Below are 25,382 nucleotides of genomic sequence, written 5' to 3' on the forward strand. Positions count from 1 at the left end.
TATGTATCGGATGCTACGAAAATCCTAGATGGAACTTTGGCGACTGCGACAGATCAAAGAAATGGCTAGGAATCGCAAATAGATAAAAATCTGGTGGGGCGGCGACGGGAACAGGAGTTTTGCAAATGGCCATCGGACGTCCGAGGACATTCGATCGTGACACCGCGCTGGACCAGGCGATGGAGGTGTTCTGGCGGCATGGCTATGAGGGCGCGACCATCGCCCAGCTCACCGAGGCCATGGGCATCAACCCGCCCAGCCTCTATGCCGCGTTCGGCAGCAAGGAGGCCCTGCTCAAGGCCGCGCTCGATCGCTACACCGCGCGCCGCGAGGCCTGGATGGAAGAGGTGCTGAGCGCGCCGACCGCCCGCGAGGTCACCGCGCGGATGCTGATGGGCGTGGCCGAGAAGCAGACCGATCCGTCCAATCCGCCCGGCTGCCTGCTCGTGCAGGGCGGCCTCGCCTGCGGCTCCGGCTCGGCGAACGTGCCGTTCGAGCTTGCTGCCCGCCGCGCCCAGACCGAGGAGCAGCTCCGGCACCGATTCGAACGGGCGAAGGCCGAAGGCGATCTGGCCGAAGCCGCCGATCCCGCCGCGCTCGCCCGCTACGTCTCCGCCGTCATCACCGGCATGAGCGTGATGGCGTCCTCCGGCGCCGACCGCGAGGCCCTGGCGCAGGTGGCCGAAGTGGCGATCAGGTCGGTGGAGGAGCAGTCGGTACGCGCCCCCATCGCCGCGAACTGATTGATCTCATGCGCTGGGCGACGGGCGCTCTGCCGTCGCGCTGTCTTGTGCTCCTGGACGCGATGCGATCCCCTGCGGCCGCATTCATCGTCATTGCGCGAACCAAGAGCCATTCTTCATGCGTGTCTTCTCCGCCGCCCTCGCCACCGAGACCAACACCTTTGCGCCGATGCCGACGGGGCTCGCCACCTTCCATGAGCGCGCGTATTTCCCGGCCGGGCAGCATCCGGACAAGATGCAGATGCATGGCGGGCCGCTGTGGGCGGCGCGGCAGGTCGGGCCGTCGAAAGGCTGGACGCTGATCGAGGGCCTCGTGGCTGCCGCGGTCCCGAACGGGCTTGTCACCCGCGCGGCCTTCGAGACGCTGCGCGACCAGATCCTTGCCGATCTCAGGGCGGCGCTGCCGATCGACATGGCGCTGATCGGCCTGCACGGCGCAATGATCGCCGACGGCTATGACGATTGCGAGGGCGAGCTGCTGTCGCGCATCCGCGAGATCGCAGGCCCTGATGTCGTGATCGGCGCCACGCTCGATCCGCATGTCCATATGAGCGAGCTGATGGTCAAGAGCGCGGATCTCCTGATCTGCTGGAAGGAATATCCGCACACCGACATCCTCGAGCGCGCGCAGGACCTGGTGAAGCTCTGCACAGAGCTGGCCGAGAAGCGGCTCAAGCTGCGATCGGCGCTGGTCGATACCGACATGATCGTGACGCTGCACACGACGCGCGAGCCGGTGCGCAGCTTCGTCGACCGCCTCACCGCGCTGGAAGGCAAGGACGGCATCGTCTCGGTGTCGATCGTGCACGGCTTCGGCTGGGGCGACACGCCTGCGATGGGCACCAAGGTGCTGGTCTATAGCGATGCCGCCGTCGATCCCGATGGCGCGAGGGCGCAGGCGCTGGCACGGAAGCTCGCCGACGAGCTGATCGGCATGCGCGAGGCCGTCACCGAACGCATGCCGGGCGTCGACGCCGCGCTCGACCAGGCCTTGGCCAAAGACGGCACCATCGTGCTCGGCGATGCCAGCGACAATCCCGGCGGCGGCGCGCCCGGCGATTCCACCTTCATCCTGCGCCGCGTGCTCGAACGAAAGATCGAGAACGTCTGCGTCGGCCCGATGTGGGACCCGATCGCGGTGCGCATCGCCTTCGATGCCGGCATCGGCGCAAAACTGCCACTGCGCATCGGCGGCAAGATCGGACCGCTGTCCGGTGATCCCGTGGATGCGACCTGGGAGATCAAGGCGCTGAAGGAGAACATGGTGATGACGGGGCTCGCCGGCACGCCGGCCAAGCTCGGTGATTGCGCGCTGATCGCGACCGCTGGCGTCGAGGTCGTCATCACGACATTCCGCTGCCAGGCCTTCGGCAGAGACTTTTTGACCCAGCTCGGCTGCGATCCGGCGACGCGCAAGCTCGTCGTGGTGAAGTCCGCGCAGCATTTTCGCGCCGCCTTTGCGCCGATCGCGGCCGACATCATCATGGTCGATGCGCCCGGCGTGGTCGCGCGCGACGTGACGACGTTGCCATACCGAAAGATCAAGCGTCCGAAATGGCCGCTCGATGAGCTGCCGCAACCCACACGCGCATGATGTCCCACAGTGCGACGCTGCCCACCGTGACGTTAACGTTCGGAACGCGACTGGAACGAACCGCGCCCGAATCAGCTGCGCATCACGGTATGGCGTTTGTTCACGGCTAGATGTCGCGGCATACCGTTGCGACCTACGATATCCAGACGTTGCGAGGGAAAGCTGCGTCTGGCCCGGTCGCCAAAGGGTTAAGACGGCCTGCCGCAGCGCTCATGGGACGATGTCCCATCGTGCAACGCTGCGGATTGCGACGTTAACGTCCGGAACGCGGCCGGAACGAACCGCGTCCGAATCGGCTGCGACTCATGATGCCCGTTTCGTTCACGGCCAGATGTCGTACGTCGCGGCGAGCGCTCACTACATCCAGCGGACGTACGCGCTGCCACGATGGCTGCGGCCCGCCATTCGTAAACGCAAAGGCCCGGCTTGTGCTGGGCCTTTTGTCGGCGAGGCTTGTCGTGCCACGGACGCAAGCGGGCTTCAGAACGCCACCTGAGTGCGGAAGCCGACCGCGTCGAACTTCGGGCCGGTGTTGACCGCGCTCGTCGCGCGCGCCTGCCGTGCGACCATGAAACGGATGTCGCCGCTGACATACCAATTGAGGCCAGCGGTGTGGATATTCTGTCGGTCAGCGGCGATGCGCGCGGCAATCACCTGAGAGGACTCACGGCCTTGGAACTTATCTATGTAAATTTCACCCGGAAGCGCCGCAGCCAATTCGTCCTGAGGCCCAACGGCGTCGGTGAGAACGGACCGGGCGGCGCGCGTGTGATAAGGGCGGTCAGCACCAGCGCGGCGATCGCCAGCCAGAAGCAGAGCCAGAACGCATCGAGATAAGCGAGCACATTGGCCTCGCGCTGAACCTGCGCGGCAAGGGTGCCGACCGCGCGGGCCTTGGCCAGTCCTGTCCCGTGGCTCGCGAAATAGCCGGTCAGCCGCTGCAGCGCGCGGGCGACGTCGACATCACCGCTCTGGATGTTGAGGCCGAGATAGGCCGAATGCACCTGCTCGCGCACCCGTAGCCAGGTTCCCATCAGCGCAACGCCGATCTCGGCGCCGCCGAGCCGCATGATCTGGATGTAGGCCGCAAACGACGTGGCGCGCGCCGGGTCGGAGTTCGACAGCGCGAGGATGATGATCGGCAGCAGGGTGAAGGCCTGGCCGAACGACTGCAACAGCACGATGACGATGAAGTCCTCGCGTGCCCAGGCATGGGTGAGCTGCGTGCCGAGCAGATTGGCGGCGGCAAAGGCGCCGAGGCCAAGCACGACCACGATGCGCGGATCGAGATGGCGCAACATCCAGATCGACAGCGGCACCAGCACGATCAGCGGCAGCGCGCCGTAGACCAGCAGCAGCGAGCCGCTCTGCTCGGGACGGAGCTGCGTGATCGTGGCGAGAAAATTGGGGACCAGCGAGGCGTTCGACAGGCTGGTGAGCGTGTACAAGAGAATCACGGCCAGCGACAGGCCGATATTGCGCGAGAACAGCACGTTGAAATGCGCCCATGGCTGCGGGGAGAGCGCCTCGTTGACGAGAAACAGCACGAACAGCACGGCGCCGCCGCCGAGCAGCGCCACCACGGTGCCGGATTGCAGCCAGTCGAGCCGGTTGCCCTGGTCGAGCCCGGCATAGATCATCGAAACCGCGCTGCCGAGCAGCAGCATGCCGCCCCAATCGGCGTTGCGCAGCAGCGTGCGGTTGACCGGCTCGGCGGGTGTGCCGAGATACACCATCAGCGCCATCAGCGGCGCCAGCACGACACTCTGCCAATACAGCCATTGCCAACCGAGATGCTCGACATAGAAGCCGACCAGCGAGGTTGATGTGTCCAGCGCGAAACCGACGCGGATCGCATAGATCGAGATGGCCGGCAGCCACCAGCGGATCGGCAGGTTGCGGAAGATGATCATCAGGGTCGCCGGCACGAAGGTGCCGAGCAGCATGCCGTGCAGGATCGCGAGCACGATCAGGGTCGGATAGTCGCGCACGAACGGGATGATCAGGGAGAGCGCGGCATAGACCAGGCTGGGGACGCCGAGCACGCGGCGCAGGCCGAACACGGTCGCGAGCCAGGCCACCGCCGGCGCGATCAGGATCTGCGAGCCGATCGCGGCCGTCGACAGCCAGGCGCCCTCGTCGAAGCCGAGCGAGAACGCGCCGCGCAGATCGGGCAGGCCGACAGAGGTCAGCCGGCTGTCGAAATTGGCGAGGAACGAGCCGAGCAGGACGGCCCCGACCGCGAACAACGGGTGCGCCGCGAGCCCGCCGCGCGACAGCGGCCCGCGGTCCGCCTCGCCTGCATTCTCACTTGGCGCCATCGGTGCGGCCAGCGGTGTGGATATGGGTCACGACCGACATGCCCGGCAGCAGCCGCGCCAACAGCGGCTGGTTCGGATCGAGGGCGATGCGCACAGGAATGCGCTGCACGACCTTGGTGAAATTGCCGGTCGCGTTGTCGGGCGGCAGCAACGCGAATTGCGAGCCGGAGGCCGGCGCGATGCGTTCGACGCGGCCATGCATCTGCTCGCCCGGGAACGTGTCGACGGTGATGTCGACCGGCTGGCCCGGCGCCACATGCGTGAGCTGCGTCTCCTTGTAGTTCGCGACGATGAAGACCTGCGGCAGCGGAACCACCGCGATCAGGCTGCTGCCGACATTGACGTAGTCGCCGGCCTGCACCTGGCGCTGTCCGACGACGCCGTCGAACGGCGCGGTGATCCTGGTATAGCCGAGCTTGAGGCGGGCGGCGGCGAGCGCGGCCTTGGCGCCGGCGAGGTCGGCGCCGCGCTGCTTCTTGGTGCCCGTCAGCACCTCAAGTTGATGGCGCTGCGCGGCAATCACTGCGCGGCTCGCGCGGACGTCGGCCTGCGCCTTGGCATAGGCGGCGGTGGCCTGCTCCAGCCGCTGCCGGGTGCCGGCCTCGCTCTGCGACAGCGATTGCTGGCGCTCCTCCTCCTGCCGCGCCTGCACCTCGGCGGCGCCGGCCGACACCTGCTGCGCCTCGGCTTGCGCAATCGTCGCATATTGCAGCTCGATCTGATTGCTCAGATTGTCGAGCGCCGCCTGCGCCGCTTCCACGGTGGCTTCGGCCTGCGACACCTGGGCCTCGTAATCGGCCGGATCGATCTGAATCAGCAGGTCGCCGGCCTTGACCCGCTGGAAGTCGCTGACCGCGACCTTAAGCACTTCGCCGGCGACGCGGCTCGACAACTGGGTGAGGTCGGCCCTGACATAGGCGTCGTTGGTGGTCTGGGTCGTGGCAGTGCCGGTCCAGGCGTTCCAGCGCAAGGTCGCCAGCGCCACGAAGGCCAGCGCGACGATCACGGCGAGCAGCGGAATGGCCAGACGCGCCCATAGGCCTGCCGTCGGCGCGGCAGAGGACGGTGGTGTCGATGCCGTGCGCGATGCCGCGTCAACATTGCTCGATGTTTCGCTCACGACATGCCTCCCGCGCCGTCCAATGCTCGTCCCGCTAGTGGTAGCCCATTCTGCGCCGCGTGCCACCTTTACGCGCGGCTGGGAGGCATGCGCGGAAAGTTCAAACAGCCCAGCCTGCGCGATTGGAACCCGTGCGCGCGGCGGGCGATTGGACGTTTGATCAAGCCGATCCGGGCTTGCAGATTAACGACACGCGCAACCTGTACTTGGTGCTGGCGAGCGGCTGTTCTACTGTCCGGCATTTCGCGGGGCCGGCAGGTTTTCCGCGCCTCGATTAAGGATACAAAGAGTTATGGGTACGAAGGGCGCGATCCTGATCGCCGGCGGGGCCGGCTATATCGGGGCTCATTGCAGCAAGGCGGTCGCAGACGCAGGCTTTACGCCGATCTGTTACGACAATCTGACGTTGGGGCACCGCAGCTTCGTGCAATGGGGGCCGCTGGTGGTGGGCGACATCGCCGACAGCATCAAGGTCGCCAGCACGATCCGCCAATACGACGTCCAGGCTGTGATGCATTTCGCGGCATCCAGCGCCGTCGGGGAATCGGTCGCCGACCCGCAGAAATATTACCTCAACAACGTCGCCGGCACGCTCGGCCTGCTGCAGGGCATGCGCGAGGCGGGCTGCACCCGCTTGGTGTTTTCCTCGACCGGCGCGGTCTACGGCAATGCCGGGCGCGAGCCGATTCCGGAAAGCGCGGCGGGGCCGACGGTGAATCCCTATGGCCGCTCCAAATACATGATCGAGCAGATCCTGTCGGACTATCGCGCCGCCTATGGCTTCTCGGCGATTGCCCTGCGCTATTTCAATGCCTGCGGCGCCGACGCCTCAGGCGCGATCGGCGAGCTGCGCGACCCCGAGACGCATCTCATTCCGCGCGCGCTGATGGCGATCCTCGGCCATGTGCCCGATTTCGCGATCTTCGGCACCGATTACGAGACGCCGGACGGCACCGCGGTGCGCGACTACATCCATGTCGATGATCTGGCGGCGGCCCATATCGCGGCCATCGGACGCCTGATGGAGGGGCATCGCGGCGGCGCCTATAATCTCGGGACCGGCAGCGGCTATTCGGTGCGTGAGATCGTTGATGCGATCCGCAACGAGACCGGCGAGCAGGTGCCGCTGGTGTATCGCGAGCGCCGTCCCGGCGATCCGCCGGTGCTGGTGGCCGACCCGCGTCGCGCCGAGCAGGAGCTCGGCTTCAAACCCCGCCGATCCGATCTCGGCCATATCATCCGCTCGGCCTGGGCCTGGCACCAGAAGGCGCATCCGCGCATCGCGTGAGCGGTGGCGAGCTGAGCGCCGGCTGGCGCGGCCTTACGCCGCCGCTGGCGGCGTATGCGCGCGCTTGTCCATGAAGCCCATCTCCGCGTGCTCGTCGTCGACAGACCAGCGGCCGATCTCGGCGCCATCGCGGAAGAAATGGATGCTGTGGACCGGCGAGCGGACATCGTCGCCGCGAATCATCCGGAGCAGGTTCTGCGCCACGCGGCAATGGTCGCCGGGGAGCCTGAGGTCGAAGAATGCGTCGCCATAGCCCGGCAGGTTGGTGCCGGCCGAATCGCGAACTTCCATGCGCAACTGTGCCATGTTCGCATTCAACGTCAGCAACTCTTTCCGCCCGGTAAATGCCGAGGCGCCGGCGCGCGGGCGCTACGGCGTGACCATGTCGCGCACAACGGCGCGCGGCGCTGTGGTCTCCTTCCAGGTGGAATTGCTGAGGTCGACGCTAGACATTGGACTGTCCCCGCGACGGTGCCAGGAGCGTGGGATCTTCCGACGATGCCTCCGCGGTGATGGGTTCCGCCGGAGCACCAGCGGCGGCCTGGTGGACGATCGGTAGTTCGAACAGCACGCGCGTGCCGGTCGGCTGGTTCGCGCTGACCTTGAGACAGCCGTGGAGCTGCTGGACCATCCCGTTGATCATCCGGAATCCGAGGCTCGTGCGTGTCTGATCGATATCAAAACCAGCAGGCAGTCCGACACCCTGATCGGCCACGCTGAGCTGCAGGCAACCGCCGACGTCACGGGCGGAGATATCGATCGGCCCGTCCTGGCCAGGGTAGGCGTGTTTCACGGCGTTGCTGACCAGCTCATTGATCAGCAGGCCGAGAGGCACGGCAAGATCGGCGGGAAGCCGGATCGGGTCGGCGTCGCAGCGCAGGACATGCGCTCCTGCCACAAGTTGCAGCCGCTTGCAGAAGTCGGTGAGGAACACGTCGACGTCGATGGAGCCGATCCGGGACGCCCGCGACAGATGGTCATGAACCTGGGCGATGGCCGCCACGCGTGATCCTGCCTCGCCGAGGGCCTGTTTGGCTTCGACCGAGCCGGCCCCGAACGCTTGGACGCGGAGCATGGCAACGACGGAGGCGAGGCTGTTCTTGACGCGATGGCTCATTTCGCGCGTCAGCATGGCCTGATGATCCAGGGCTTCCCGAAGCCGGGCTTCCTCGTGCAGGCGCTCGATGGCGATCCCGACGATGTCGGCTGCTCGGGTGAGAAAGGCGGCGTCAGCCTCATCGAAGCGGCCGGGGTCCGGACTGCCGACCTGGAGCACGCCGAAATAGCCGCCACCTTGTCCACCGCGTTCGATCCGGACGCTGATTGATCTCTTGATGCTGCGATCGACCGGAAGCTGAGGGGTCTCGAAGCGGCCATCGAGGGAGGCGCGATTGCTGATGATGACGTCACCTGTCTCGAAGGCGCGTCCAGCCGATGACCTGCTATCCACGACGAACGCGACCTGTTTGATCGAGCCCGGCCAACCGTGTCCCGCACGCACCAACAGTCTCTGATCGGCCGTCATGAATTCCATCGCCGTTGCGAACGGTGCGTCGAGGCCCCTGGCGCAGAGCGCGATGACGCGCTGAAGAAGGATGTGGATGTCGCGGGTCTGTAACGCGATGCGGGCGAGTTCGGCGAGCACGGATTGCTTCGTGAGCCTGTCGTCGCGGAGTTCGTTGCGACCGCCTGCGCGCTCGAGAAAAACCGGAAAGGCGGAGCTTTGGCTCGAATGTTTCAACACGCGTAGTCTCCCAAAAGGAACGCACCCCGATTCAGAGATCCCTCGTTGCTGGCTGGCGATTACGCTTTGACAGCGTGCGCGCATTCTGTTGGCGGCGTCTTGTGGAGTCTGAGCAAAAGCGGACAAGCCCCGAATTTTGTGGAACCCCGCGCCGAAGCAGGGGAGCGGGTGCTGGTCGTCCGTGCGGACGGATGTGTCGCGGCCGATCATCGAGGCACGATTTTGCGCTGCTCGGTGGTGTGGCCCACCGACAGCGAGCGGCGAGCCATGTGACAGATGGAACCCGTCGAAGGGGGGCATTCCTGTCCAGATCCGTCAACGACCTCAATTTCAGCCGGGAATGCCTGCGCCTGGCGGCGGAATTCACGCAGCTTGCGCGTGATTCGCTCGATCCGGAGTTGCAGACGCATTGCCTGCGTATGGCCGCCTTCTGGACCGACCGGGCGGCCGGAACACCGGGCGACGGCTCCGACGATCCGGCGCAATAATATCGACACGGAGGTGGAAGGCGCGAATCGAGAATAGAATACCGGTTGCGATCGTCGGCTTGTGAGCAATTGTGCTCAGATCTGCCGGACGAGAGCGCTCAAACAGGGGGATCGACGTGCGGTGCCGCCTCGGCGCCGTGGTCTCCGTCCCTTCCTGGCTGTCTGGCAACGTTGGAATGATCAAAGCGCAAACCGACCGCGATCTCCGGAGCAATCAGCTGCTCGATGCCCTGGCGCCGGAGAGCCGTCGCCGTATCGATCCACACCTCGAGCCCGTCGACTTCAAGCTCGGCGCCGCGGTCTGCGAGGCCGGTGGACCGCTCCGGCATGCCTATTTCCCAAGAGGATCGGTGCTGTCGCTGTTGACCGTGCTGGAGAACGGCGATGCCATCGAGACCGCCAATATCGGTCGCGAAGGGGCGTTCGGCCTGTTCGCCGCCATGTACAGTCGGACCTCGTTTAACCGCTGCATCGTGCAGCTCGAGGGCCATACCGTCCGGTGTCCGATCGAGCTCCTGCAGCACGAGTTCGACGACAGCGAGCACGTGCGCAATCTCTTTGTCAGCTATTCGGAGACGCTGCTGTCCCAGGTTCAGCAGACGGTCGCCTGTAACGCCATGCATGCGACAGAAGAGCGCATCTGCCGATGGCTGCTGATGATGCACGACCGGGCCGAAGGCGCGGTGCTTCCTTACACACACGAGTTCCTGTCGCAGATTCTCGGAGCCAATCGCAAGTCCGTGACGCTTGCCGCGCAATCCATGCAGGCGGCCGGACTGATCAGCTATCGTCGCGGCACGATCCAGGTGTTAGACCGGCGCGGTCTCGAGCAGGCGTCGTGCGAATGCTATGCCATCGTCAAGCAACGTTTCGATGCCTTCCTGAAACCACCGGCGTCGGCAGTACGGAATCAGTTGCTATGATGATTGTGGCGCTGGATGAATCATAAGCCCTTCAGCGCACCTTTGCCTTCCACCGACTTCACGCCCGCAATATGCGGTTGGTCGTGCAGAACGACGTTCAGCAGCGAACTGTGGATCACGAGGTGGCCGTTGTAGTCGATGAAGCCCATCTTGCGGAACTTGTTCATGAAATGACTAACGCGCGAGCGCGTGGTACCGATCATGTCGGCCAGCATCTCCTGGCTGACCTTCGCGATGACCCGCTGCGGCTTGCCGTCATTGCCGAAATTGGCCAATAGCAGCAGGGCCCGCGCGAGGCGCTTCTCGCTCGAATTGAACAACTGATCGATGAGATCGGCCTCGACGCGGATCGTGCGGGCGAGAATGTGCGACACGAACACCTCGGAAAACGCCGGCTGCTCCCGCAGGGTCTTCAGCGCGACGGGCTTGGTGATCCGCAGGATTTCGCTGTCCGTGATGGCCGTCGCTGCCGAGAGCCGGTGAGACTGGCCGGCCAGGCACCCCTCGCCGAAGAAGTCGTCCTGTCCGAGCAGCGCAATGACCGCCTCCTTGCCCTGCTCGGAATGGACGACGATCTTGACCGTGCCGGAGACGATGTAGAACAGCACATCCGCTGCGGCGCCTTGCGAAAAGATCGGCTGGTCCTTGCGATACTTCCCGACTGTGCGGCCTGGGCCATCGGTTTTCAGAAATACCGACGGATCGAAAGTGAGTTTTGGCTTGGTCGACGGCTTTGCGGCCGTCGGCGATTTTGCAATGAGTTGTTTCGCCATGCGTTCTCCCGGGTGAAACGCGAGTGCTGGTGACTCCAAGGCCGGACCGCGGCGTCGGAGTGGCGCAGGCGTGAATGTAATTATAGCGCCTTTGTCGACCACTTGATAGCGCGGCGATACTATCCCGGCGCTGGTACACGCGGTAGTTTAGGGTTCCGGTGATCGGGCGGGGGGACCACTTAGTTAATGCACGCTATCCGGAAAAGCCGGTCGGCGACAACGCTTCGCGGCGATAGAGTTCGACCCTGAGCTTGTGACTTAGACGTTTCAAGGGCCGCGGCGGACGTCGGAGATCCGGGACACGGCTCAACCCGATGCTGGCCCTGCTGCGGCGTTGCGCGGTGCGCCGTCGGGCTGGGGACGCCGGCCGTTCAGGAGCCAGCCGATGATCGTGCCGCGCACCAGCAGGTGATAGCTCGCCAGCATCGGCGGCATCGCAACCAGCAGGATCAGCGCGTATTTGGCCGGCCACGGCCAGTCGAACTGCGAGACCGCCAACTGCAGCGCCATCACGATCGGCATATGGATGAGATAGAGCCAATAGGATGCGTCGGCGAGGTAGCGCCGCGTGCGGCTGAAGCCGGCCATGAAGCGCAGCGCCAAGCCGATCGCGGCGAAGCTCGTCGTCCAGATCGCCAGCGCATAGGCGATGGCGCCGGCAAGCCTGATCATGGGGAGACTGACCGGCGCCGCGACGACATGCGTCGCGACCATCGACACGGCGAATGCCAACCCGTAGCTCAGCGCGATCAGGCCAATCGCCATGGCGGTGTTGAGCAGGCAGCGCCGTTCCAGCTGGCGCAGCAGCCCGATCTGCCGGTGCAGCAGCCAGCCCACGGCAAGGGCGCTGCCATAGGCGATCCAGGCCTGACCGTTGGTGATCAGCGATTGGTCCGGCGTACGGATCCCGATCCAGCCGACCCATTTCGGATCGAGGCTGATCGCAAGCCCGATCGGCAGAGCAAGGATTGCGGGCGCAAGCCGGCTTGTCATGATCGCCGCGAACAGCCGATCGATAGCCATGCGAATCCGGCCGGCGCGGTCGATCGTGACCACGCCGGTGCGCAGCAGCAGCGCGGCGGCATAGAGCTCGATCAGCACGTAGAGAAACCACAGATGGGTCAGCGGAAAGCGCGGCAGGACCGGCGGCCAGCCGGCCGCGCCGGGCAGCGGTCCGCCATGCGGAAACTGGCTTGCCCAGATCACCGACACGGCCATCGGCGCAAACACGATCGGCCACGCCACCACCAGCGGCAGCGCGATTCTAAGCAGGCGATCCTTGATGAACCCCGGCGTTCCGCGCCGGTGAAAGCTCATGCGGGCGAAGAAGCCGGCCATTAGAAAGAAGGTGGTCATCCGAAACACGTGGATGGCGAAGGTGACGCCGCTCAGGACCAGGCTCTGATGGGTGTCCTCGATGAACCAGAATCGTGTGGGAGACGGCAGGAACGACATCGCGGCATGCAGGACGATGCCGAGCAGGAGGGCAAAGGCTCGGACGGCATCGAGGGCGTGCAGGCGTTCGGAGGGGGCGTTCGCGGTGGTCATTGGGTCCTCGACGCAGGAGAGGCGATGCCTTGCTCTGTGCCTGCGCGGGCTGCGTCCGGCGTGCCGGATCACGAATTCGGTCAGCCGATTTCTTCAATCGGCTTGCCGAATTCTGCGATTCTCGGTCTCCGTGGCCGTCGCCACGAGGGCCTGCCGGCGAAATTCGCTCGGCGTCATCGCCGTGGCGGCCTTGAAGGCGCGGTTGAATGGACCGATCGACTGGAAGCCGGCGTCGATCGCGATCGTCAGGATCGGCACGTCGCGCTGGCCTGGATCCGACAATGCCGCCTTGGCGTCGTCGAGCCGGTAGCGATTCAGAAACGCGCTGAAGTTGCGATGGCCGAGCCCCTCATTGATCGCCTGCCGCAACCGATATTCAGGCACGTTGAGCTGGGCGGCCAGCCCGCCGATCGACAGTCCCTCCTGCCGATAGATGCGCTCCACCCGCATGAGATGATCGAGCCGGCGCAGCAGCAGCGGCGCGACCGCCGGCCGCTCGCTCAATCCAGGCTCTGTGTCCTGCGGCGGATCGACCACGCTGGCTGCCACCACTGCTGGCGTCGGCAATGCCGCAACCGCGTTGGCGCCGAACAGGTTCCAACTCGCCAGCATTGCCAGGATGCACAGCGTGAATGCGACGATGAAGCTGCCGAGGCCGCCGCTATTGGCCGCCGCGCCGAGCACGGCGCCGGGCAGCGGCAGCAGGGCGGGGCCGGCGACGAAGGTAATGAAGCCGAGATTCAGGATCACGACTGCCATGCGCAGCAGCCGTCGTCGCGCGACCAGATCGTCGCGCCAGGTCGTCACCGTCTGGAGGATGGCGAGCAGCGCGAACGCGAGCGCGAGGACCGACAGGCCCTTGGCGCAGGCCTTGGTCACAGCCGGCCATATCGGCCAGCTCAGCGAGGCTGTGAAGCCCAGCACGACCACGGCGAGCCAGACCGCGCCATGCCAGGGCCGGAGCGCGAAATCGTCGTCGAAGGCGGCGCGTGCCCATAGCCAGAACACGACCGGCTGCGCCGACAGCAGCGGCAGCGTCCACCAGAATGTGGAGGTCGGAATGAACGGCGCGGTCGCGATCGCAAAGCCGGCGCCGCCGGCCGACATCACCAGGCCGAGCACGGCATGGGGATTGGCCGGGCGGAGCCTGATCAGAACGAGCACCATCATCGTGAACAGGCCGCTGGCCGCACCACGCAGCCCGAGATCCAGCGCCGTGAGACCGATGTCGTGCACGTGATGCGAGCCCCGCTTCAGCAGAGAGATACTGCATCCTGAGCGTGCGGCCAACAAGCCCCGCTGGATGTCTGCGGCGGCCGACATCGTATTCCGATGCGGCAAGCGCAGGATCATCTGTAGCAGTCGCGCCCAGCGTCGGTTGATCGATCATGCTTGCTCGATCACGGAGGGATCGGCCCCCGCTCACTCCAGATCGATGGCGTGATACTGGCCGGACTTGTCGAGCTGGGTGCCCCAGACCTTGTGCAGAGCCTGATGGTCGGATGGGCCGAAGCTCACTTTCGGACCGAGCCCGAGTTCGTAGTTCTGCATGCTCTCCAGCACGTTCACCAGCGATTCGGTATCGAGGGCGGGGCCGGCGCGCCGCAGCCCTTCGATCAGGATGCTCGCGGTGAGATAGGCCTCGAGCGAGGAATAGTCCGCCGGCTCTCCCGGGAAGTACTTGGCGAGCGCGTTCTTGTATTTCATCGTGACCGTGGCGTAGCCGTCCACCGCCGGCGTGACCTGCGTGCAGATGACACCGTCCGCGTAATGCGGCCCGAGCACCATCAGCTCGCTGGCGAGGCCCGTGCTGCCCACGCCCGAGATCGTGGCATAGATCATGTCGGGATAGAGGTCGCGGGTCTTCTCGATGAACTTCGCCGCCGCGCGGAACGTGGCGACCAGCACGACGGCCTTGATGGCCGGGCGCTGCCGGCGCAATTGCGCAATGGCTTCGTCGACATTGACGGTGTTGCGATTGTAGCTCATCCGAAACACTTCGCCGGGGACGCCGCCGCGCAGCGTGCGCATCGCCTTGGTGACGCCCTCCCAGCCGGCCTCGCCATAGGCGTCCTGCTGGGTGAGAACGCCGATGTCCTGCGGACGCAGGCGCCGGTTCCTGACCAGATAGTGCACGATGGCGTCGGCTTCCTCGGCATAGCCTGCCCGGTAGTTGAAGACGTAGCGGTCGGGCGGGTCGCGCCGCAACGAGGGCGCACCGCTGAAGGCGCCGAAATAGAGCGCATGACGTTCAAGCGCGAAAGGGACGGAGATCAGCGCGGTCGGACTGCCGTAATTCTCCACGAAGCCGAACACTTTCTGCTGCTCATAGAGCTCCTTCATCGCGTTCAGCGTACGGTTCGGCTCGTAGGCGTCGTCGGCGGTGACGAGCTTGAGCTGTCGGCCATGCACGCCGCCCTCGTCATTGGCCTGAGCGAAGGCGAGGTCGACCCCCAGCTTGAGCTGATGGCCCATCTCCCTGGCCGGACCGGAGAATGGCGCCGCCATGCCGAAGCGAATCTCGGTGTCGGTCACGCCCTGCACCGATGACTGAGTCGCCGCCTCCCGCGGAGCCGGGACGGCGTTGGCCACCCGTGAATCGAATTTGGGCCGATGGTCCTCCTCGCGCAGCCGCGTGCTCGCATCTGCGGCCGGCGCAGGAGCGACGCTTGCGGTCGTCCCCGTTGCCGGAACATCCGGCGATGGTGCGGCGGCTGGCGGCAATGGGGCCGGCGCTGGCGGGACCGCAGCGGTGACCGAGGAAGCCGCGCGACTGTCGGCGGTGATCACTCCGACCCAATGGGCCGGCAGCTTGGTCGCGGCATAACCGGCGGCTGCCGCAAAGGCGAGAATGGCCAGCAGGCTGATCCAGCCGATGGATCGCCGCTCGCGTGGCGGCGAGGGAACCTCCTGCATGCCCAGGCGCGAAATGAACTCCGACGGCCGCGGTCGCTCGTGCTCGCTGCGCCAGTTTTGATCGCGCAAAGGGGGCCGTGCATCGTCGAAGTTTGGCGGAAACGGCGGATCTTCCTGGTCATTGTTCTGCGCGTGCAAATGTCTCACGAATTCCCCCTTGGGTCGTGCGTCCTGCCGTCACTGGAGTTTGTTGTTGGATCGCGGGTTGCGCATCACCGATGCTGCAGGCCCATGAAGCGGCGGCCCTGCGCTGAGTTGCGCATATCCTTCCGCCCTCACATCGCCGATCGCTGCTAGTTGTTGATCGTCGTCAGGATCCCGCACGATCGCTCGTGCGAGCCATAATCATAATCCTCACGAGCCAATGCGGCAGTAGTTTGTCGTCTTCGTCGAGTTTGGCCGAACTCGGATGAAGCCTGTGCCCTGTTGGGACATCAATATGTCGGGGCAGACGGACGTGACGTCGGATTGTGTCAGACCGTCATCTTAAGGGGATGATCGCTGCTCGGCAGAATTGGCCACCAGGCCGGAGACCATCGCCTTCACCATGGTCGCGATCTGCTCGCGGAGCAAAGCGAGCGGCACGGCAATCAGCTTCTGCTCCAGCCCGAGTGCGACCATGCCATGGACGGCCGAGAACAGGCTGCGCGCCATCACGCTGATCTCGTCGAATGATTGCTGCGGAAACAGCGCCGCGAGCGGCTGGTGAATGTGGCGGAACAGATGCATCTGATCCGCGATCGCCCAATCGGGAAGGGTCTTCTCGGCCGCCATGCGATGCTCGAACAGCGCGCGCCATAATTCGAGATTGTGGGCGGCGAAATCACAATAGGCGACTGCGATGCGCACCAAAGCGGCCTCCGGGCCAGGCGAGCCGGCGCTCTCGGCCGCCGACAGCTCGGCGTCGAGACGGGCCAGGGTGCGCGAGCCGACCATCAGCACCAGCTCGTCGACATCGGCGACGAGGTTGTAGACGGCGCCGTTGGCGACGCCGATCTCCTGGGCCAGATCACGCGTCTTCAGGCCGGACAGGCCCTTCGCGGCGATCGCCCGCTCGGCCGCCTCGATCAGGGCTTCGCGCTGCTTGGCGCGTCGTTCCAAGGTTTTAGACATCGTTCACCATTTCTCTGAGCGCCGCTCAAATAGTTCTTGAGCGGTGCTCATGATTGCGCTAGAACAATCTCATGAGCGATGCTCATAGCAGGGAGTTCACAATGTTCAAGACTGTTCTGACGCTGTTTCGGGGCACCGTCGCCGTGGCGGAAGAGGAGCTGCAGGATCGGACCGCGCTGGTGATCCTGGATCAGCAGATGCGTGACGCCGCCGCTGCCGTCGAGCGCAGCAAGCGGGCGCTGGCGCTGGCGATTGCGCAGGACCAGCAGGAGGGCAGGCGCCTCGAAGCGACCTTGACGCGGATTGCCGATCTCGAGGTGCGCGCCACCGCCGCGCTCGATGGCGGTCGCGAGGATCTGGCCCGCGAGGCGGCGCAGGCGATCGCGGGTCTGGAGGCCGAGCGCGATGCAGCCAAGACGGCACGGGCGCTGTTCGCCACCGAGATCACCCGGCTGAAGAAGCATGTGGCGGGCGCCGAGGCGCGCATCGCCGAGCTTGATCGGGGCCGGCGCATCGCGCGTGCCGCAGAGGCCGTGCGCAATCTGCGCCGCGGCGGCATCGAGGCGGCGCGGCCCTATGAATGTACGCTGCCGGAAGCCGAAGCGACCTTGAAGCGGCTGCGCGAGCGGCAGATGGAGGCACAGGCCGCTGACGAGGCGCTGATGGAGCTGGACGCCGCGACGGGGCCGATCACCACGGCCGAAAAGCTTGCCGAACAGGGCTTTGGCCCGCGCATCAAGACCACCGCCGATGACGTGCTGGCGCGGCTGAAGGCCGGCCGCACCGCTCCGGCCAACTGATTACGTCCCAACCAACCGATCCAACCATCTCTCTCATCAATAGGAGCCGATCATGAACCAGAACGCCCAGCCCCATAGCGGTGCCTTCGTCACTTTCTCTTACGTCTCGTTCTCTGCGTCCGCCTTCCTCGTCGCACTCGGCGTGTTCTTCATGCCGATCGATCTCTGGATGAAGGGCTATTTGACGATGGGCATCGTCATGCTGGTGCAGACCTGCGTCACTCTGACCAAGACGCTGCGCGACCGCCACGAGAGCAGCAAGCTCGTCAACCGCATTGAGGACGCCCGCGCCGAGCGCCTGCTGATGGAGGTGTCGAAGGCGGCGTGAGCCGCCGGCCCTCTTCTCCTTAGCGGCCTGCAGCAGGACGCTCGCATCACGCGACACATGGCCTGCTGCAGAGAGACGGCCTTCAATGATTGGTCCTGATGCCCGGGCTCAGTCCCGCCGGCGCGGCCGAGGCCGCTGCGGCGGGAAGGCCCGGGCATCCATGTCGTTCTAGGGGCGCGCGCCCGTTCAAGCGGCATTTACCTTGCCGACGCTCCGTCCCGCGTCATGATCACGAATTAACGGCGGCAGGCTAGTCGTGCAGGGCGCAATGCCGGCGAGCGCATCGTGTCGAGCTGGTGGGATGAAGGAATGAGCATCGTCGCAGCAGCCAGGCGTATCAGACGCAATATCGGCTTCTGGGTGACAGCGCTGGGACAGGAGGCGATGGACCTGTCGCTGCGGACGCATGCGGATCTGCGCACGCGGATCGTCGAGAGCCCGGGCACGACCTTGGACGACGCGGCGCTGGCCGCGCTCGTTGCCGACCTCCGCATTGTGGCCGGCAAGACGCTGCCTGCCGGCGATCTGACCTATGGATTATTCTCCGGTCGGCGCGAGGCGCTCGCCCGGTCGATCGTGACGCTGGTGTCCGATGCGACCAGCGGCCAGCCGATCGCCTTCAATGCGCTGGCGGTGATGCAGGTCGCGCGCGACGGCGACACCCAGGAGGTGATCCATCTCGGGCTGGTCATGGTCGATCCGCAGGCGCGGGGCAAAGGGCTGTCCGGCGTGCTCTACGGCCTCACCACGTTGCTGCTGTTCATCCGTGACGGCCTGCGCCCGAAATGGATCTCGAACGTCACGCAGGTGCCGGCGGTGGCCGGCATGGTCTGCGAGACCTTCTCCGACGTCTATCCCTCGCCGCTGCCGCAGGCGCGGCAGAGCTTCGCGCATCTTCAGCTCGCGCGCGGCATCATGCGGGCGCACCGGGCGGTGTTCGGCGTCGGTGAAGACGCCGGCTTCGACGAGACGCGCTTCGTCATCACCAATGCCTATACTGGCGGTTCGGATGCGTTGAAGAAGACCTTCGACGATGCGCCCAAGCACCGCGACGATCTCTACAACGGCTATTGCGCGCGCGAGCTGGACTACGCCAGGGGCGACGATCTGCTGCAGCTCGGGCGCATCGATCTCGCCGCCGCCCGCCGCTATCTCCTGCGCGAAATTCCCTCCGGCTCGCTGCCGGCCCTGCTGGCGGCGTCGGCCGTGCTGGCGCTGCAGCGGATGATCCTGCCGCTGCTGCATTGGTTCGACGACAAGCGTCCGTTCGGCACGCTGCGTCCGCGCCTCCCGTCGGGCGGGACCGCATCATGATGCCGAGCGTCGTCGCCGATTCCGTCGTCAATCTGTGCGGCGCCATCGGGCTTGCGGTGGCCGCCGTGATGCTGCACCGGCGCGACCCCAGGGGACCGCAGACGGCCCGTCTCGTCGCGCTGCTGGCGCTGGTGGCGTCCCTGTTCCTGTTGCGCGGCATCGCCTGGTGGACGGACAACAGCACGCTCGACCGCATCTCGCTGATTCCGGCGGCGCTGATCCCGCTCGGCGCGCTCATCGTCACGGAAGGCCTGCTGCGCCGGCATGCGCATCGCCGGCTCAAGGTGGCCGCTTTGGTCGGCGGCGGGGTGCTCGCACTGGCCGGGGCGCTTGGCCCGGTCGAGCTCGAAAATGTCCACACCGCCATGCTCTCGGCATTTCAGCTCGCCGGCTTTGCCGTCTGCGCGGTGTTGCTGATCGGACGCGGTCGCGCCGACCTGCTCGCCTGGGAGAACCGCGCCATCGACCGCGTCGCCTTCGGCGCGGTCCTCGTCATTCCCTTCATCATCACCGATTTCCGCGTGCTGGCGCCGGACATGCCGGTGCGGCTCGGCGCGCTCGGCGCGCTGCTCGCGGTCACCGCGATCCTGATCGCCGGTGCGAATGACGAGACGCAGCGCCAAGGCGTGCTGCTCACCGTGCTGCGGATCGTCGGGGCGGCCTTGCTCGGCGCCGCCGCAGCCGCCTTGTCGGCGGATGTCGATGCGGCCCAGCTCATGCGCCATTGCGCAGTGGCGGTGGCGGGCGTGCTTGCGATCGGCCTGATGGGCGACGCGTTGCGCGCGGTGTTGGAGGCCCGGCAGCCGGGCGTGCTCGATTCCATCGGCGCATCGGCCGCCACCACGCGCGACGCGCTGATCGTCGAGCTCGCGCGCCAGCCGATCTTCGAGAGCGCGCGACGCTATCGGGAGGCGGACCTCGCGGCCTATGATCCGCCGCTGCTACGCGACTTTCTCGCCGCGCGGCGCGTGCTGCGCCGGGCTGACGCGCCCTGGGGGCTGGCTGCGACCGATCCCGCTGTCGAGCGCATGGTGGCGCTGATGACAGCGCGCCATGCGACGCATGTGATCGTGCTGTCGCATGATCCGGTCGACCTCATCGTGCTGGCGGTGTCCGTGATCTCAGCCGATCCGGCCACGGAGACCGCGCTGGCGCTGGTGCGGCGCCTGCTGGTGCAGGCGCCGGAGGCGTCCTGATCGGCACACCGTCTCAGGACGATTGCTTGACGAAGGCCGCGAATGCATCCGCGTAATCGGCATGCCACCGCGACAGTGGCGGCCGGTTCTCGACGATGTCGCCGGCAGCCCACAGGATACGCCGCTCATCGAGCGCGCGCGGCACGTCATTGTCCGGGCACAGCACGTAGAAGTCCCCGGCCGAGACGCGGTCCAGCATGACGTCGACCGTCTGCTCCGGCGTCCACGCGCCGGCGGGCTTCTCGACCCGGCCATTGGCGGTGAGCGGGGTGAACACGAAGCCGGGGATGAACAGATGCGCCGTGACCTTGCAGTTCGGCGTGTTGCGCAATTCGTGCTGCAGCGCCTCGGTGAACGCCTTCACACCGGCCTTGGAGACATTGTAGGCGGGATCGCCCGGCGGCGTGGTGATGCCCTGCTTGGAGCCCGTGTTGATGATCAGCGCGGGCGTCCCTTGCGCGATCATATCAGGCGCGAACACCTGCGAGCCGTGGATGATGCCCCAGAGATTGACGCCGAGGATGCGCTGCCAATTGTCCTCCGGGCCGAACATCTTGCTGCCCGGCTGGATGCCGGCATTGTTCATCAGCACGTCGACCGCGCCGAACCGCTGCCGTACCTTGGCTTCGAGATCGACCACGCTGTCGCGCCGGCTGACATCCACCTTGGCGGTCATGATGGCCTCGCCGCGTTTGGCCAAAGGGGCGAGCTTCGCGGCCGCCGCGTGCAGTCGGGCATCGTCGACATCGGCGATGCAGACGTTCATGCCGAGAGCGGCGAAGCGCCCCGCGGCGGCAAGGCCGATGCCGGAGGCGCCTCCGGTGACGACGGCGGTGTGGTCGGCAGACAAGGCGGGATGGGGCACAAGCGGTTCTCCGGCAGGACACAGGGATGGTCTAAGACGTTTGGACGCGGCCGCAAGATCATGCGGCCCAGGGCATGACAGGTGTTCGCGGCTGCAACGCGGAGCGCATCGGTCCGGTTGCGTCCGCGCGCGATCGGGGTGGAACGGTTACGACGCGGCCTTGCCGCGGGTCTTTCTCGGTCTTGCGATGTCGCTGCGCAGCGCCGCGAGATCCTTCCTGACCGCGGAGGCCGCATCGCGCTCGATGCGGCGGTACCGTTCGACCAGCTGCGCGCCGAACGCGGTCAGCGCCGCGCCGCCGCCATTCTTGCCGCCGGTCTGCCGCGCCACCGCCGGCTGCCGGCACACCCGGTTGATCTCGTCGACGAGGTCCCAGGCGCGCTTGTAGGACATGTCCATGGCGCGGCCGGCCGCCGAGATCGAGCCGTGCTTCTCGATATGCTCCAACAGCGCGATCTTGCCCGGCCCGATGCGGCTGCCGTCATCGAGGTCGATGCGCAGGCTGAGGGAGGGAAGGGCGTTCGGTTTCGGCATGGAGGGTCTGCTCGCACAGAAGTCGGGCGGACATTGCCACCATCGTGTTTTGCGAACAAGATGACCGCAATCGACAATCACAACGACTCCGGGGGAGAAATGCTGCCTGCGCTGTTTTCGCCGCTCACGATCGGTCCCTATCACCTCAAGCATCGCGTCGTGATGGCGCCGCTGACCCGCATGCGCGCCGACAGAGCGACGCTGGCGCCGCGGCAGCTCAACGTCGACTATTACGCGCAACGCGCCACGCCGGGCGGGCTGATCATCGCCGAGGCGTCGCCAGTGCTGCCGACCGGCACGGGCAGCCCGAATGTGCCGGGCATCTACAGCGCGGCGCAGGTTGCGGGGTGGAAACAGATCGTGGACGCGGTCCACGCCAAGGGCGGACTCATTTTCCTGCAGCTCTGGCATGTCGGCCGTGTCTCGCATTCCTCGTTCCAGCCCGGCGGCGCGCTGCCGGTGGCGCCCTCGGCGATCGCAATCGGCGACGATCTCAAGGCGATGACCGCGGACGGCAAGGCCGCCGCCTACGAGACGCCGCGCGCACTCGCGACCGAGGAGATCCCCGGCCTGGTCGCCGCCTATGGCCAGGCGGCACGCAACGCGATGGCGGCGGGCTTCGACGGCGTCGAGGTGCATGGTGCGAACGGCTATCTGATCGAGCAGTTCCTGCAGACCCGCAGCAACCAGCGTACCGATCGCTATGGCGGCTCGATCGAAAACCGTTGCCGCTTCCTGCTCGAGGTGACGGAAGCCGTGATCGATGCCTGCGGTGCCGGCAAGGTCGGTGTGCGGCTGTCGCCCTATGGCATCGCCAACGGCTCCGGCGAGGCCGAGCCGATGCCGCTCTACACTTACGCGATCGAGGCCCTCAACAAGCTCGGCATCGCCTATCTGCACCTGATCGAGCCGCGCTCCTCCGGCGCCGGCCGCGCCGACGTCAACTGGCAGAACGTGCCGTCGGCGATTCAGCTGTTCCGGCCGGTCTGGAAGGGCGTGCTGATCGGCGCCGGCGGCTTCACCGGCGAGCCGGCGGAAGCGGCGATCAAGGCGGGCCATGCCGATGCGATCGCCTTCGGTCGCTATTTCATCTCGAATCCGGATCTGCCGACACGTCTGCAGCACGGCTGGCCGCTGACGCCCTATCACCGCCCGACCTTCTATGGCGGCGAGGAGAAGGGCTACACGGATTATCCAGTGTATGACGCGACGGTAACGGCATAGCTCGCTCGCTGTGCCGTCATTGCGAGGAGCGTAGCGACGAAGCAATCCAGAGTCGCGTGCGCCGCCCTGGATTGCTTCGCTTCGCTCGCCATGACGGGGAGAGAGCTCACGTTAACAATCAAGACCGCGCCCGGAGGAAACCTCATCATGAAGAACCGCACCACCGGACGCTCGGCCTTCCTGGCGCTGCTCAAGGACGAGGGCATCACGCATCTGTTCGGCAATCCCGGCACCACCGAATTGCCGATCATGCACGCGCTCAAGGACCATCCGGATCTGACCTACGTCATGGCGATGCAGGAGAGCCTGGTGGTGGCGATGGCCGACGGCTTCAGCCGCGCCTCGGGACGGCTGGTCGCCTGCAACGTCCATGTCGCGCCCGGCCTCGGCAATGCGATGGGATCGCTCTACAACGCGCAGTTCACCGGCACGCCGATGATCCTCACCGCCGGCCAGCAGGAGCAGGGCCATGGCCTGATGGAGCCGCTGCTCTATGGCCCGCTGGTGCGCATGGCCGAGCCGCTGGTGAAATGGGCGGTCGAGGTGACGAGGCTCGAGGATCTGCCGCGCATCGTCAGGCGCGCCGCCAAGGTCGCGACCACGCCGCCGACCGGGCCGGTGTTCATTTCGCTGCCCGGCGATATCCTCAACGCCGAGGCCGGTATCGACCTCGGCCGCAGCACGCGGGTCGATGCGCGGGTGCGGCCGTCCGCTGATGCTTTGCAGGCGCTGGCACAGCGCATCCTGCGGGCGCAGCGGCCGGTGATCATCACCGGCGACGAGATCGTCAAGAGCGACGCGCTGCAAGCCGCGGCGGATTTTGCGTCCGCGCTGGGCGCGCCGGTGCATCAGCAATCTGCGCCCTATGGCGCGCATTTTCTCTCCGAGCATCCCTGCTATATCGGCTCGCTGTCGCGCATCCAGAAGCAGGTGCGGGATCTCCTGGCGCCGCATGACCTCATGATCGTGCTCGGTGCTGATCCGTTGCGGATGTCCGTGCACAGCGAGATCGAACCGCTGCCCGACGGCCTGGCGATCGTGCAGATCGGCCTCGTCGATTGGGAACTGGGCAAGAATTTTGGCGCGGAGATCGCGATCAAGGCCGATGTCCGCGAGACGCTGCTGCAACTGACGCCGCTGCTACGCGAGCGCGGCGGTGCGGCCCTGCAGGCCACGGCGCAGGCGCGCACCGCTGAGCTGGCATCGAAGAACTGGAGCGCGCGCCGCCGCACGCTCGCGGCGCAGATCGAGACGGCGCGCGAGCGGATGCCGATCGATCCCGACTATCTGGCCTTGCAGGTCGCGCAGGCCATGCCGGAGCACGGCATCCTGGTCGACGAGGGCCTGACCTCGGCACGCTACATGACGGCGCTGTTTCCCTATCGCGACCGCTACAATTATCACGGCCTCGCCTCGGGCGGCATCGGCTGGGGCCTGCCGGCCGCGGTCGGCGTCAGCCTCGCCAATCCCGACCGTCCGGTGGTGTGCTATTCCGGCGACGGCAGTGCGATGTATTCGATCCAGGCGCTGTGGACCGCGGCCCATCACAAGCTGCCGCTCTCGGTGGTCATCGTCAATAATGGCGGCTACCGCATCATCAAGCAGCGGCTGTTGTCGTTCCACGGCGATGACAACTACATCGGCATGGATTTCGCTGACCCGGCGGTGGATTTTGCCGGGCTGGCTCGCTCGCTCGGCTGCGAGGCACTGCGCATCAGCGATCCCAGTGAGCTGCAGCCTGTGCTCACGGACGCATTCCGGCGGCCCGGCGCCAAGCTGATCGAGGTAATGGTGAGCAATGCGGTGAATTGAAGGGAACGCCGTTTCCTCCCCGCCGTCGTCATTCCGGGGCACGCGGGTCTACGACCCGCGTGAGCCCGGAATCCATACTCACAGGCGGATGTCGTGATGCGAACTGGGCATGACCTGCCGTGTTTCCTCGTGACGGTCCGTGGTTATGGATTCCGGGCTCATCCAAGTGCAGAACGGCTTCGCGGTCCCGCCCTTGGATGTCCCGGAATGAGGTCCTCACGAGGAACGGCCCAGGAACAATTTTCGAATATCCGAAGACGCGCTCTGTTTCCGAAATCCCGCCTCGATACGGAGGGGCGCATCGCGATCGTGACGACACGCGGCGCGGGGAGCGATGGCCGCTGACGTGCCGCAGCGTGGGGAGACCCGCGCCGACGAACGGCAGGTGGCGGACGTAAAGGCGTCTGATCCCGGCGCCCCGATGCTGGCGCCAAGTCGGCGGGTGATGATCCCGCTGGCGACGGTGGCTATCAAGCCGGTCCCCAAGAGCGCGCTATACACGTGAACACCGTCGCGCGGGGAATGCCGGAGTCCGGCTGCACCTGTGGTGACTGCCGCCTGCTTTTTTGTCTATAGCTTGCGGGCCATGGGTGAGGCCTTCACCCGGCATTCCCCGCGCCCTCCGTCGTTGCGAGGGCACCGCACCGGCAGGCCTCGGACGCCCAGCGCGCCGCGAGAGTCATCGCATATATGTCGACACCCGCGCATGATCGATCTCTGCGAGGTTCCGGAATCCGG

The 25,382-nt window shown here is 66.0% G+C and carries 23 protein-coding genes; 11 read left to right on the plus strand and 12 right to left on the minus strand.

Annotated features, from left to right (window positions below; genetic code table 11):
• Positions 1–125: 125 nt before the first annotated feature.
• Both BBTA_RS07520 and BBTA_RS07525 read left to right on the plus strand, forming a co-directional pair.
• Positions 126–743 carry a TetR/AcrR family transcriptional regulator gene (locus BBTA_RS07520; protein WP_012041869.1) on the plus strand — a complete coding sequence of 206 codons (618 nt, stop codon included), beginning with the start codon at positions 126–128 and terminating at the stop codon, positions 741–743.
• 118 nt (positions 744–861) lie between these two features.
• Positions 862–2,337: a M81 family metallopeptidase gene (locus BBTA_RS07525; protein ID WP_012041870.1), complete on the plus strand. Its 1,476-nt coding sequence runs from the start codon at positions 862–864 to the stop codon at positions 2,335–2,337.
• 480 nt (positions 2,338–2,817) lie between these two features.
• On the opposite strand, the gene BBTA_RS39955 is transcribed toward BBTA_RS07525, so the two are convergent.
• From BBTA_RS39955 to BBTA_RS07535, 3 genes are read right to left on the minus strand one after another with little or no spacing between them, the layout of a single operon-like run.
• A complete protein-coding gene (locus BBTA_RS39955) occupies positions 2,818–2,991 on the minus strand; it encodes a porin (protein ID WP_244424386.1) in 174 nt (57 codons plus the stop codon).
• A 29-nt stretch (positions 2,992–3,020) separates the two neighbouring features.
• Positions 3,021–4,658: an MFS transporter gene (locus BBTA_RS07530; protein WP_012041871.1), complete on the minus strand. Its 1,638-nt coding sequence runs from the start codon at positions 4,656–4,658 to the stop codon at positions 3,021–3,023.
• A complete protein-coding gene (locus BBTA_RS07535; RefSeq protein ID WP_012041872.1) occupies positions 4,645–5,778 on the minus strand; it encodes an HlyD family secretion protein in 1,134 nt (377 codons plus the stop codon). Before BBTA_RS07535 ends, BBTA_RS07530 begins: the two co-directional genes overlap by 14 nt.
• A gap of 292 nt (positions 5,779–6,070) precedes the next feature.
• Between BBTA_RS07535 and galE the strand changes: the two genes are divergently transcribed.
• Positions 6,071–7,066, plus strand: coding sequence for a UDP-glucose 4-epimerase GalE (galE, locus tag BBTA_RS07540; protein ID WP_012041873.1), 996 nt, complete (start codon positions 6,071–6,073; stop codon positions 7,064–7,066).
• Positions 7,067–7,099: 33 nt separating this feature from the next.
• Here the strand turns inward: galE and BBTA_RS07545 are convergent, their stop codons facing one another.
• Together BBTA_RS07545 and BBTA_RS07550 are read right to left on the minus strand one after the other, a co-directional pair.
• Positions 7,100–7,372: a hypothetical protein gene (locus tag BBTA_RS07545; protein WP_012041874.1), complete on the minus strand. Its 273-nt coding sequence runs from the start codon at positions 7,370–7,372 to the stop codon at positions 7,100–7,102.
• A gap of 139 nt (positions 7,373–7,511) precedes the next feature.
• On the minus strand, positions 7,512–9,020 hold the full coding sequence (locus BBTA_RS07550) for a sensor histidine kinase (protein ID WP_244424387.1): 1,509 nt from the start codon (positions 9,018–9,020) through the stop codon (positions 7,512–7,514).
• A 59-nt stretch (positions 9,021–9,079) separates the two neighbouring features.
• Here BBTA_RS07550 and BBTA_RS07555 point away from each other — a divergent pair, with 59 nt between their 5' ends.
• Complete coding sequence (locus BBTA_RS07555) at positions 9,080–9,298, plus strand: hypothetical protein (protein WP_012041876.1); 219 nt, start codon at positions 9,080–9,082, stop codon at positions 9,296–9,298.
• Positions 9,299–9,474: 176 nt separating this feature from the next.
• Positions 9,475–10,221 (plus strand): Crp/Fnr family transcriptional regulator, encoded by a 747-nt coding sequence (locus BBTA_RS07560; protein WP_012041877.1) that lies wholly within the window; start codon positions 9,475–9,477, stop codon positions 10,219–10,221.
• 20 nt (positions 10,222–10,241) lie between these two features.
• Here the strand turns inward: BBTA_RS07560 and BBTA_RS07565 are convergent, their stop codons facing one another.
• The 5 genes from BBTA_RS07565 to BBTA_RS07585 form a co-directional block, all read right to left on the minus strand.
• Positions 10,242–10,994: a Crp/Fnr family transcriptional regulator gene (locus BBTA_RS07565; RefSeq protein ID WP_012041878.1), complete on the minus strand. Its 753-nt coding sequence runs from the start codon at positions 10,992–10,994 to the stop codon at positions 10,242–10,244.
• A 306-nt stretch (positions 10,995–11,300) separates the two neighbouring features.
• Positions 11,301–12,542, minus strand: a complete 1,242-nt coding sequence (locus tag BBTA_RS07570) for an acyltransferase family protein (RefSeq protein WP_041750449.1) — start codon at positions 12,540–12,542, stop codon at positions 11,301–11,303.
• 93 nt (positions 12,543–12,635) lie between these two features.
• The gene (locus tag BBTA_RS07575) at positions 12,636–13,778 is read right to left on the minus strand and encodes a helix-turn-helix domain-containing protein (RefSeq protein ID WP_012041880.1); all 1,143 of its coding nucleotides are present in this window, start codon (positions 13,776–13,778) and stop codon (positions 12,636–12,638) included.
• Between the two features lie 186 nt (positions 13,779–13,964).
• A complete protein-coding gene (locus tag BBTA_RS07580; protein WP_041750450.1) occupies positions 13,965–15,605 on the minus strand; it encodes an ABC transporter substrate-binding protein in 1,641 nt (546 codons plus the stop codon).
• 339 nt (positions 15,606–15,944) lie between these two features.
• A complete protein-coding gene (locus tag BBTA_RS07585) occupies positions 15,945–16,571 on the minus strand; it encodes a TetR/AcrR family transcriptional regulator (RefSeq protein WP_012041882.1) in 627 nt (208 codons plus the stop codon).
• Between the two features lie 101 nt (positions 16,572–16,672).
• On the opposite strand from BBTA_RS07585, the gene BBTA_RS07590 reads away from it, so the two are divergent.
• The 4 genes from BBTA_RS07590 to BBTA_RS07605 all read left to right on the plus strand — a co-directional run bounded on the left by BBTA_RS07590 (position 16,673) and on the right by BBTA_RS07605 (position 20,209).
• A complete protein-coding gene (locus BBTA_RS07590; RefSeq protein WP_012041883.1) occupies positions 16,673–17,371 on the plus strand; it encodes a PspA/IM30 family protein in 699 nt (232 codons plus the stop codon).
• 52 nt (positions 17,372–17,423) lie between these two features.
• The gene (locus tag BBTA_RS07595; protein WP_012041884.1) at positions 17,424–17,699 is read left to right on the plus strand and encodes a YiaA/YiaB family inner membrane protein; all 276 of its coding nucleotides are present in this window, start codon (positions 17,424–17,426) and stop codon (positions 17,697–17,699) included.
• A gap of 309 nt (positions 17,700–18,008) precedes the next feature.
• Entirely contained in the window at positions 18,009–19,013 is a 1,005-nt protein-coding gene (locus tag BBTA_RS07600; RefSeq protein ID WP_012041885.1) for a hypothetical protein, read from the plus strand.
• Positions 19,013–20,209, plus strand: coding sequence for a hypothetical protein (locus tag BBTA_RS07605; protein WP_012041886.1), 1,197 nt, complete (start codon positions 19,013–19,015; stop codon positions 20,207–20,209). Before BBTA_RS07600 ends, BBTA_RS07605 begins: the two co-directional genes overlap by 1 nt.
• 13 nt (positions 20,210–20,222) lie before the next feature.
• Here the strand turns inward: BBTA_RS07605 and BBTA_RS07610 are convergent, their stop codons facing one another.
• Together BBTA_RS07610 and BBTA_RS07615 are read right to left on the minus strand one after the other, a co-directional pair.
• Positions 20,223–21,074 carry an SDR family oxidoreductase gene (locus BBTA_RS07610; RefSeq protein ID WP_012041887.1) on the minus strand — a complete coding sequence of 284 codons (852 nt, stop codon included), beginning with the start codon at positions 21,072–21,074 and terminating at the stop codon, positions 20,223–20,225.
• 147 nt (positions 21,075–21,221) lie between these two features.
• Positions 21,222–21,608, minus strand: coding sequence for a winged helix-turn-helix domain-containing protein (locus BBTA_RS07615; RefSeq protein ID WP_012041888.1), 387 nt, complete (start codon positions 21,606–21,608; stop codon positions 21,222–21,224).
• Positions 21,609–21,707: 99 nt separating this feature from the next.
• Here BBTA_RS07615 and BBTA_RS07620 point away from each other — a divergent pair, with 99 nt between their 5' ends.
• Together BBTA_RS07620 and BBTA_RS07625 are read left to right on the plus strand one after the other, a co-directional pair.
• On the plus strand, positions 21,708–22,832 hold the full coding sequence (locus tag BBTA_RS07620) for an alkene reductase (RefSeq protein WP_041751322.1): 1,125 nt from the start codon (positions 21,708–21,710) through the stop codon (positions 22,830–22,832).
• 147 nt (positions 22,833–22,979) lie between these two features.
• Positions 22,980–24,644, plus strand: a complete 1,665-nt coding sequence (locus tag BBTA_RS07625; RefSeq protein WP_012041890.1) for a thiamine pyrophosphate-binding protein — start codon at positions 22,980–22,982, stop codon at positions 24,642–24,644.
• Positions 24,645–25,382 lie beyond the last annotated feature (738 nt).

Origin of the sequence: Bradyrhizobium sp. BTAi1 (assembly GCF_000015165.1) — a bacterium.
Taxonomy (GTDB): domain Bacteria; phylum Pseudomonadota; class Alphaproteobacteria; order Rhizobiales; family Xanthobacteraceae; genus Bradyrhizobium; species Bradyrhizobium denitrificans.

Excerpts from the sequence above, each read along its gene's own strand:
- BBTA_RS07520 (WP_012041869.1), top strand. The coding sequence starts at position 126 with ATGGCCATCGGACGTCCGAGGACATTCGATCGTGACACCGCGCTGGAC.
- BBTA_RS07525 (WP_012041870.1), top strand. The coding sequence starts at position 862 with ATGCGTGTCTTCTCCGCCGCCCTCGCCACCGAGACCAACACCTTTGCG.
- BBTA_RS07530 (WP_012041871.1), bottom strand. The coding sequence starts at position 4,658 with ATGGCGCCAAGTGAGAATGCAGGCGAGGCGGACCGCGGGCCGCTGTCG.
- galE (WP_012041873.1), top strand. The coding sequence starts at position 6,071 with ATGGGTACGAAGGGCGCGATCCTGATCGCCGGCGGGGCCGGCTATATC.
- BBTA_RS07545 (WP_012041874.1), bottom strand. The coding sequence starts at position 7,372 with ATGGCACAGTTGCGCATGGAAGTTCGCGATTCGGCCGGCACCAACCTG.
- BBTA_RS07550 (WP_244424387.1), bottom strand. The coding sequence starts at position 9,020 with ATGATCGGCCGCGACACATCCGTCCGCACGGACGACCAGCACCCGCTC.
- BBTA_RS07560 (WP_012041877.1), top strand. The coding sequence starts at position 9,475 with ATGATCAAAGCGCAAACCGACCGCGATCTCCGGAGCAATCAGCTGCTC.
- BBTA_RS07565 (WP_012041878.1), bottom strand. The coding sequence starts at position 10,994 with ATGGCGAAACAACTCATTGCAAAATCGCCGACGGCCGCAAAGCCGTCG.
- BBTA_RS07570 (WP_041750449.1), bottom strand. The coding sequence starts at position 12,542 with ATGACCACCGCGAACGCCCCCTCCGAACGCCTGCACGCCCTCGATGCC.
- BBTA_RS07585 (WP_012041882.1), bottom strand. The coding sequence starts at position 16,571 with ATGTCTAAAACCTTGGAACGACGCGCCAAGCAGCGCGAAGCCCTGATC.
- BBTA_RS07590 (WP_012041883.1), top strand. The coding sequence starts at position 16,673 with ATGTTCAAGACTGTTCTGACGCTGTTTCGGGGCACCGTCGCCGTGGCG.
- BBTA_RS07595 (WP_012041884.1), top strand. The coding sequence starts at position 17,424 with ATGAACCAGAACGCCCAGCCCCATAGCGGTGCCTTCGTCACTTTCTCT.
- BBTA_RS07600 (WP_012041885.1), top strand. The coding sequence starts at position 18,009 with ATGAGCATCGTCGCAGCAGCCAGGCGTATCAGACGCAATATCGGCTTC.
- BBTA_RS07605 (WP_012041886.1), top strand. The coding sequence starts at position 19,013 with ATGCCGAGCGTCGTCGCCGATTCCGTCGTCAATCTGTGCGGCGCCATC.
- BBTA_RS07615 (WP_012041888.1), bottom strand. The coding sequence starts at position 21,608 with ATGCCGAAACCGAACGCCCTTCCCTCCCTCAGCCTGCGCATCGACCTC.
- BBTA_RS07620 (WP_041751322.1), top strand. The coding sequence starts at position 21,708 with ATGCTGCCTGCGCTGTTTTCGCCGCTCACGATCGGTCCCTATCACCTC.
- BBTA_RS07625 (WP_012041890.1), top strand. The coding sequence starts at position 22,980 with ATGAAGAACCGCACCACCGGACGCTCGGCCTTCCTGGCGCTGCTCAAG.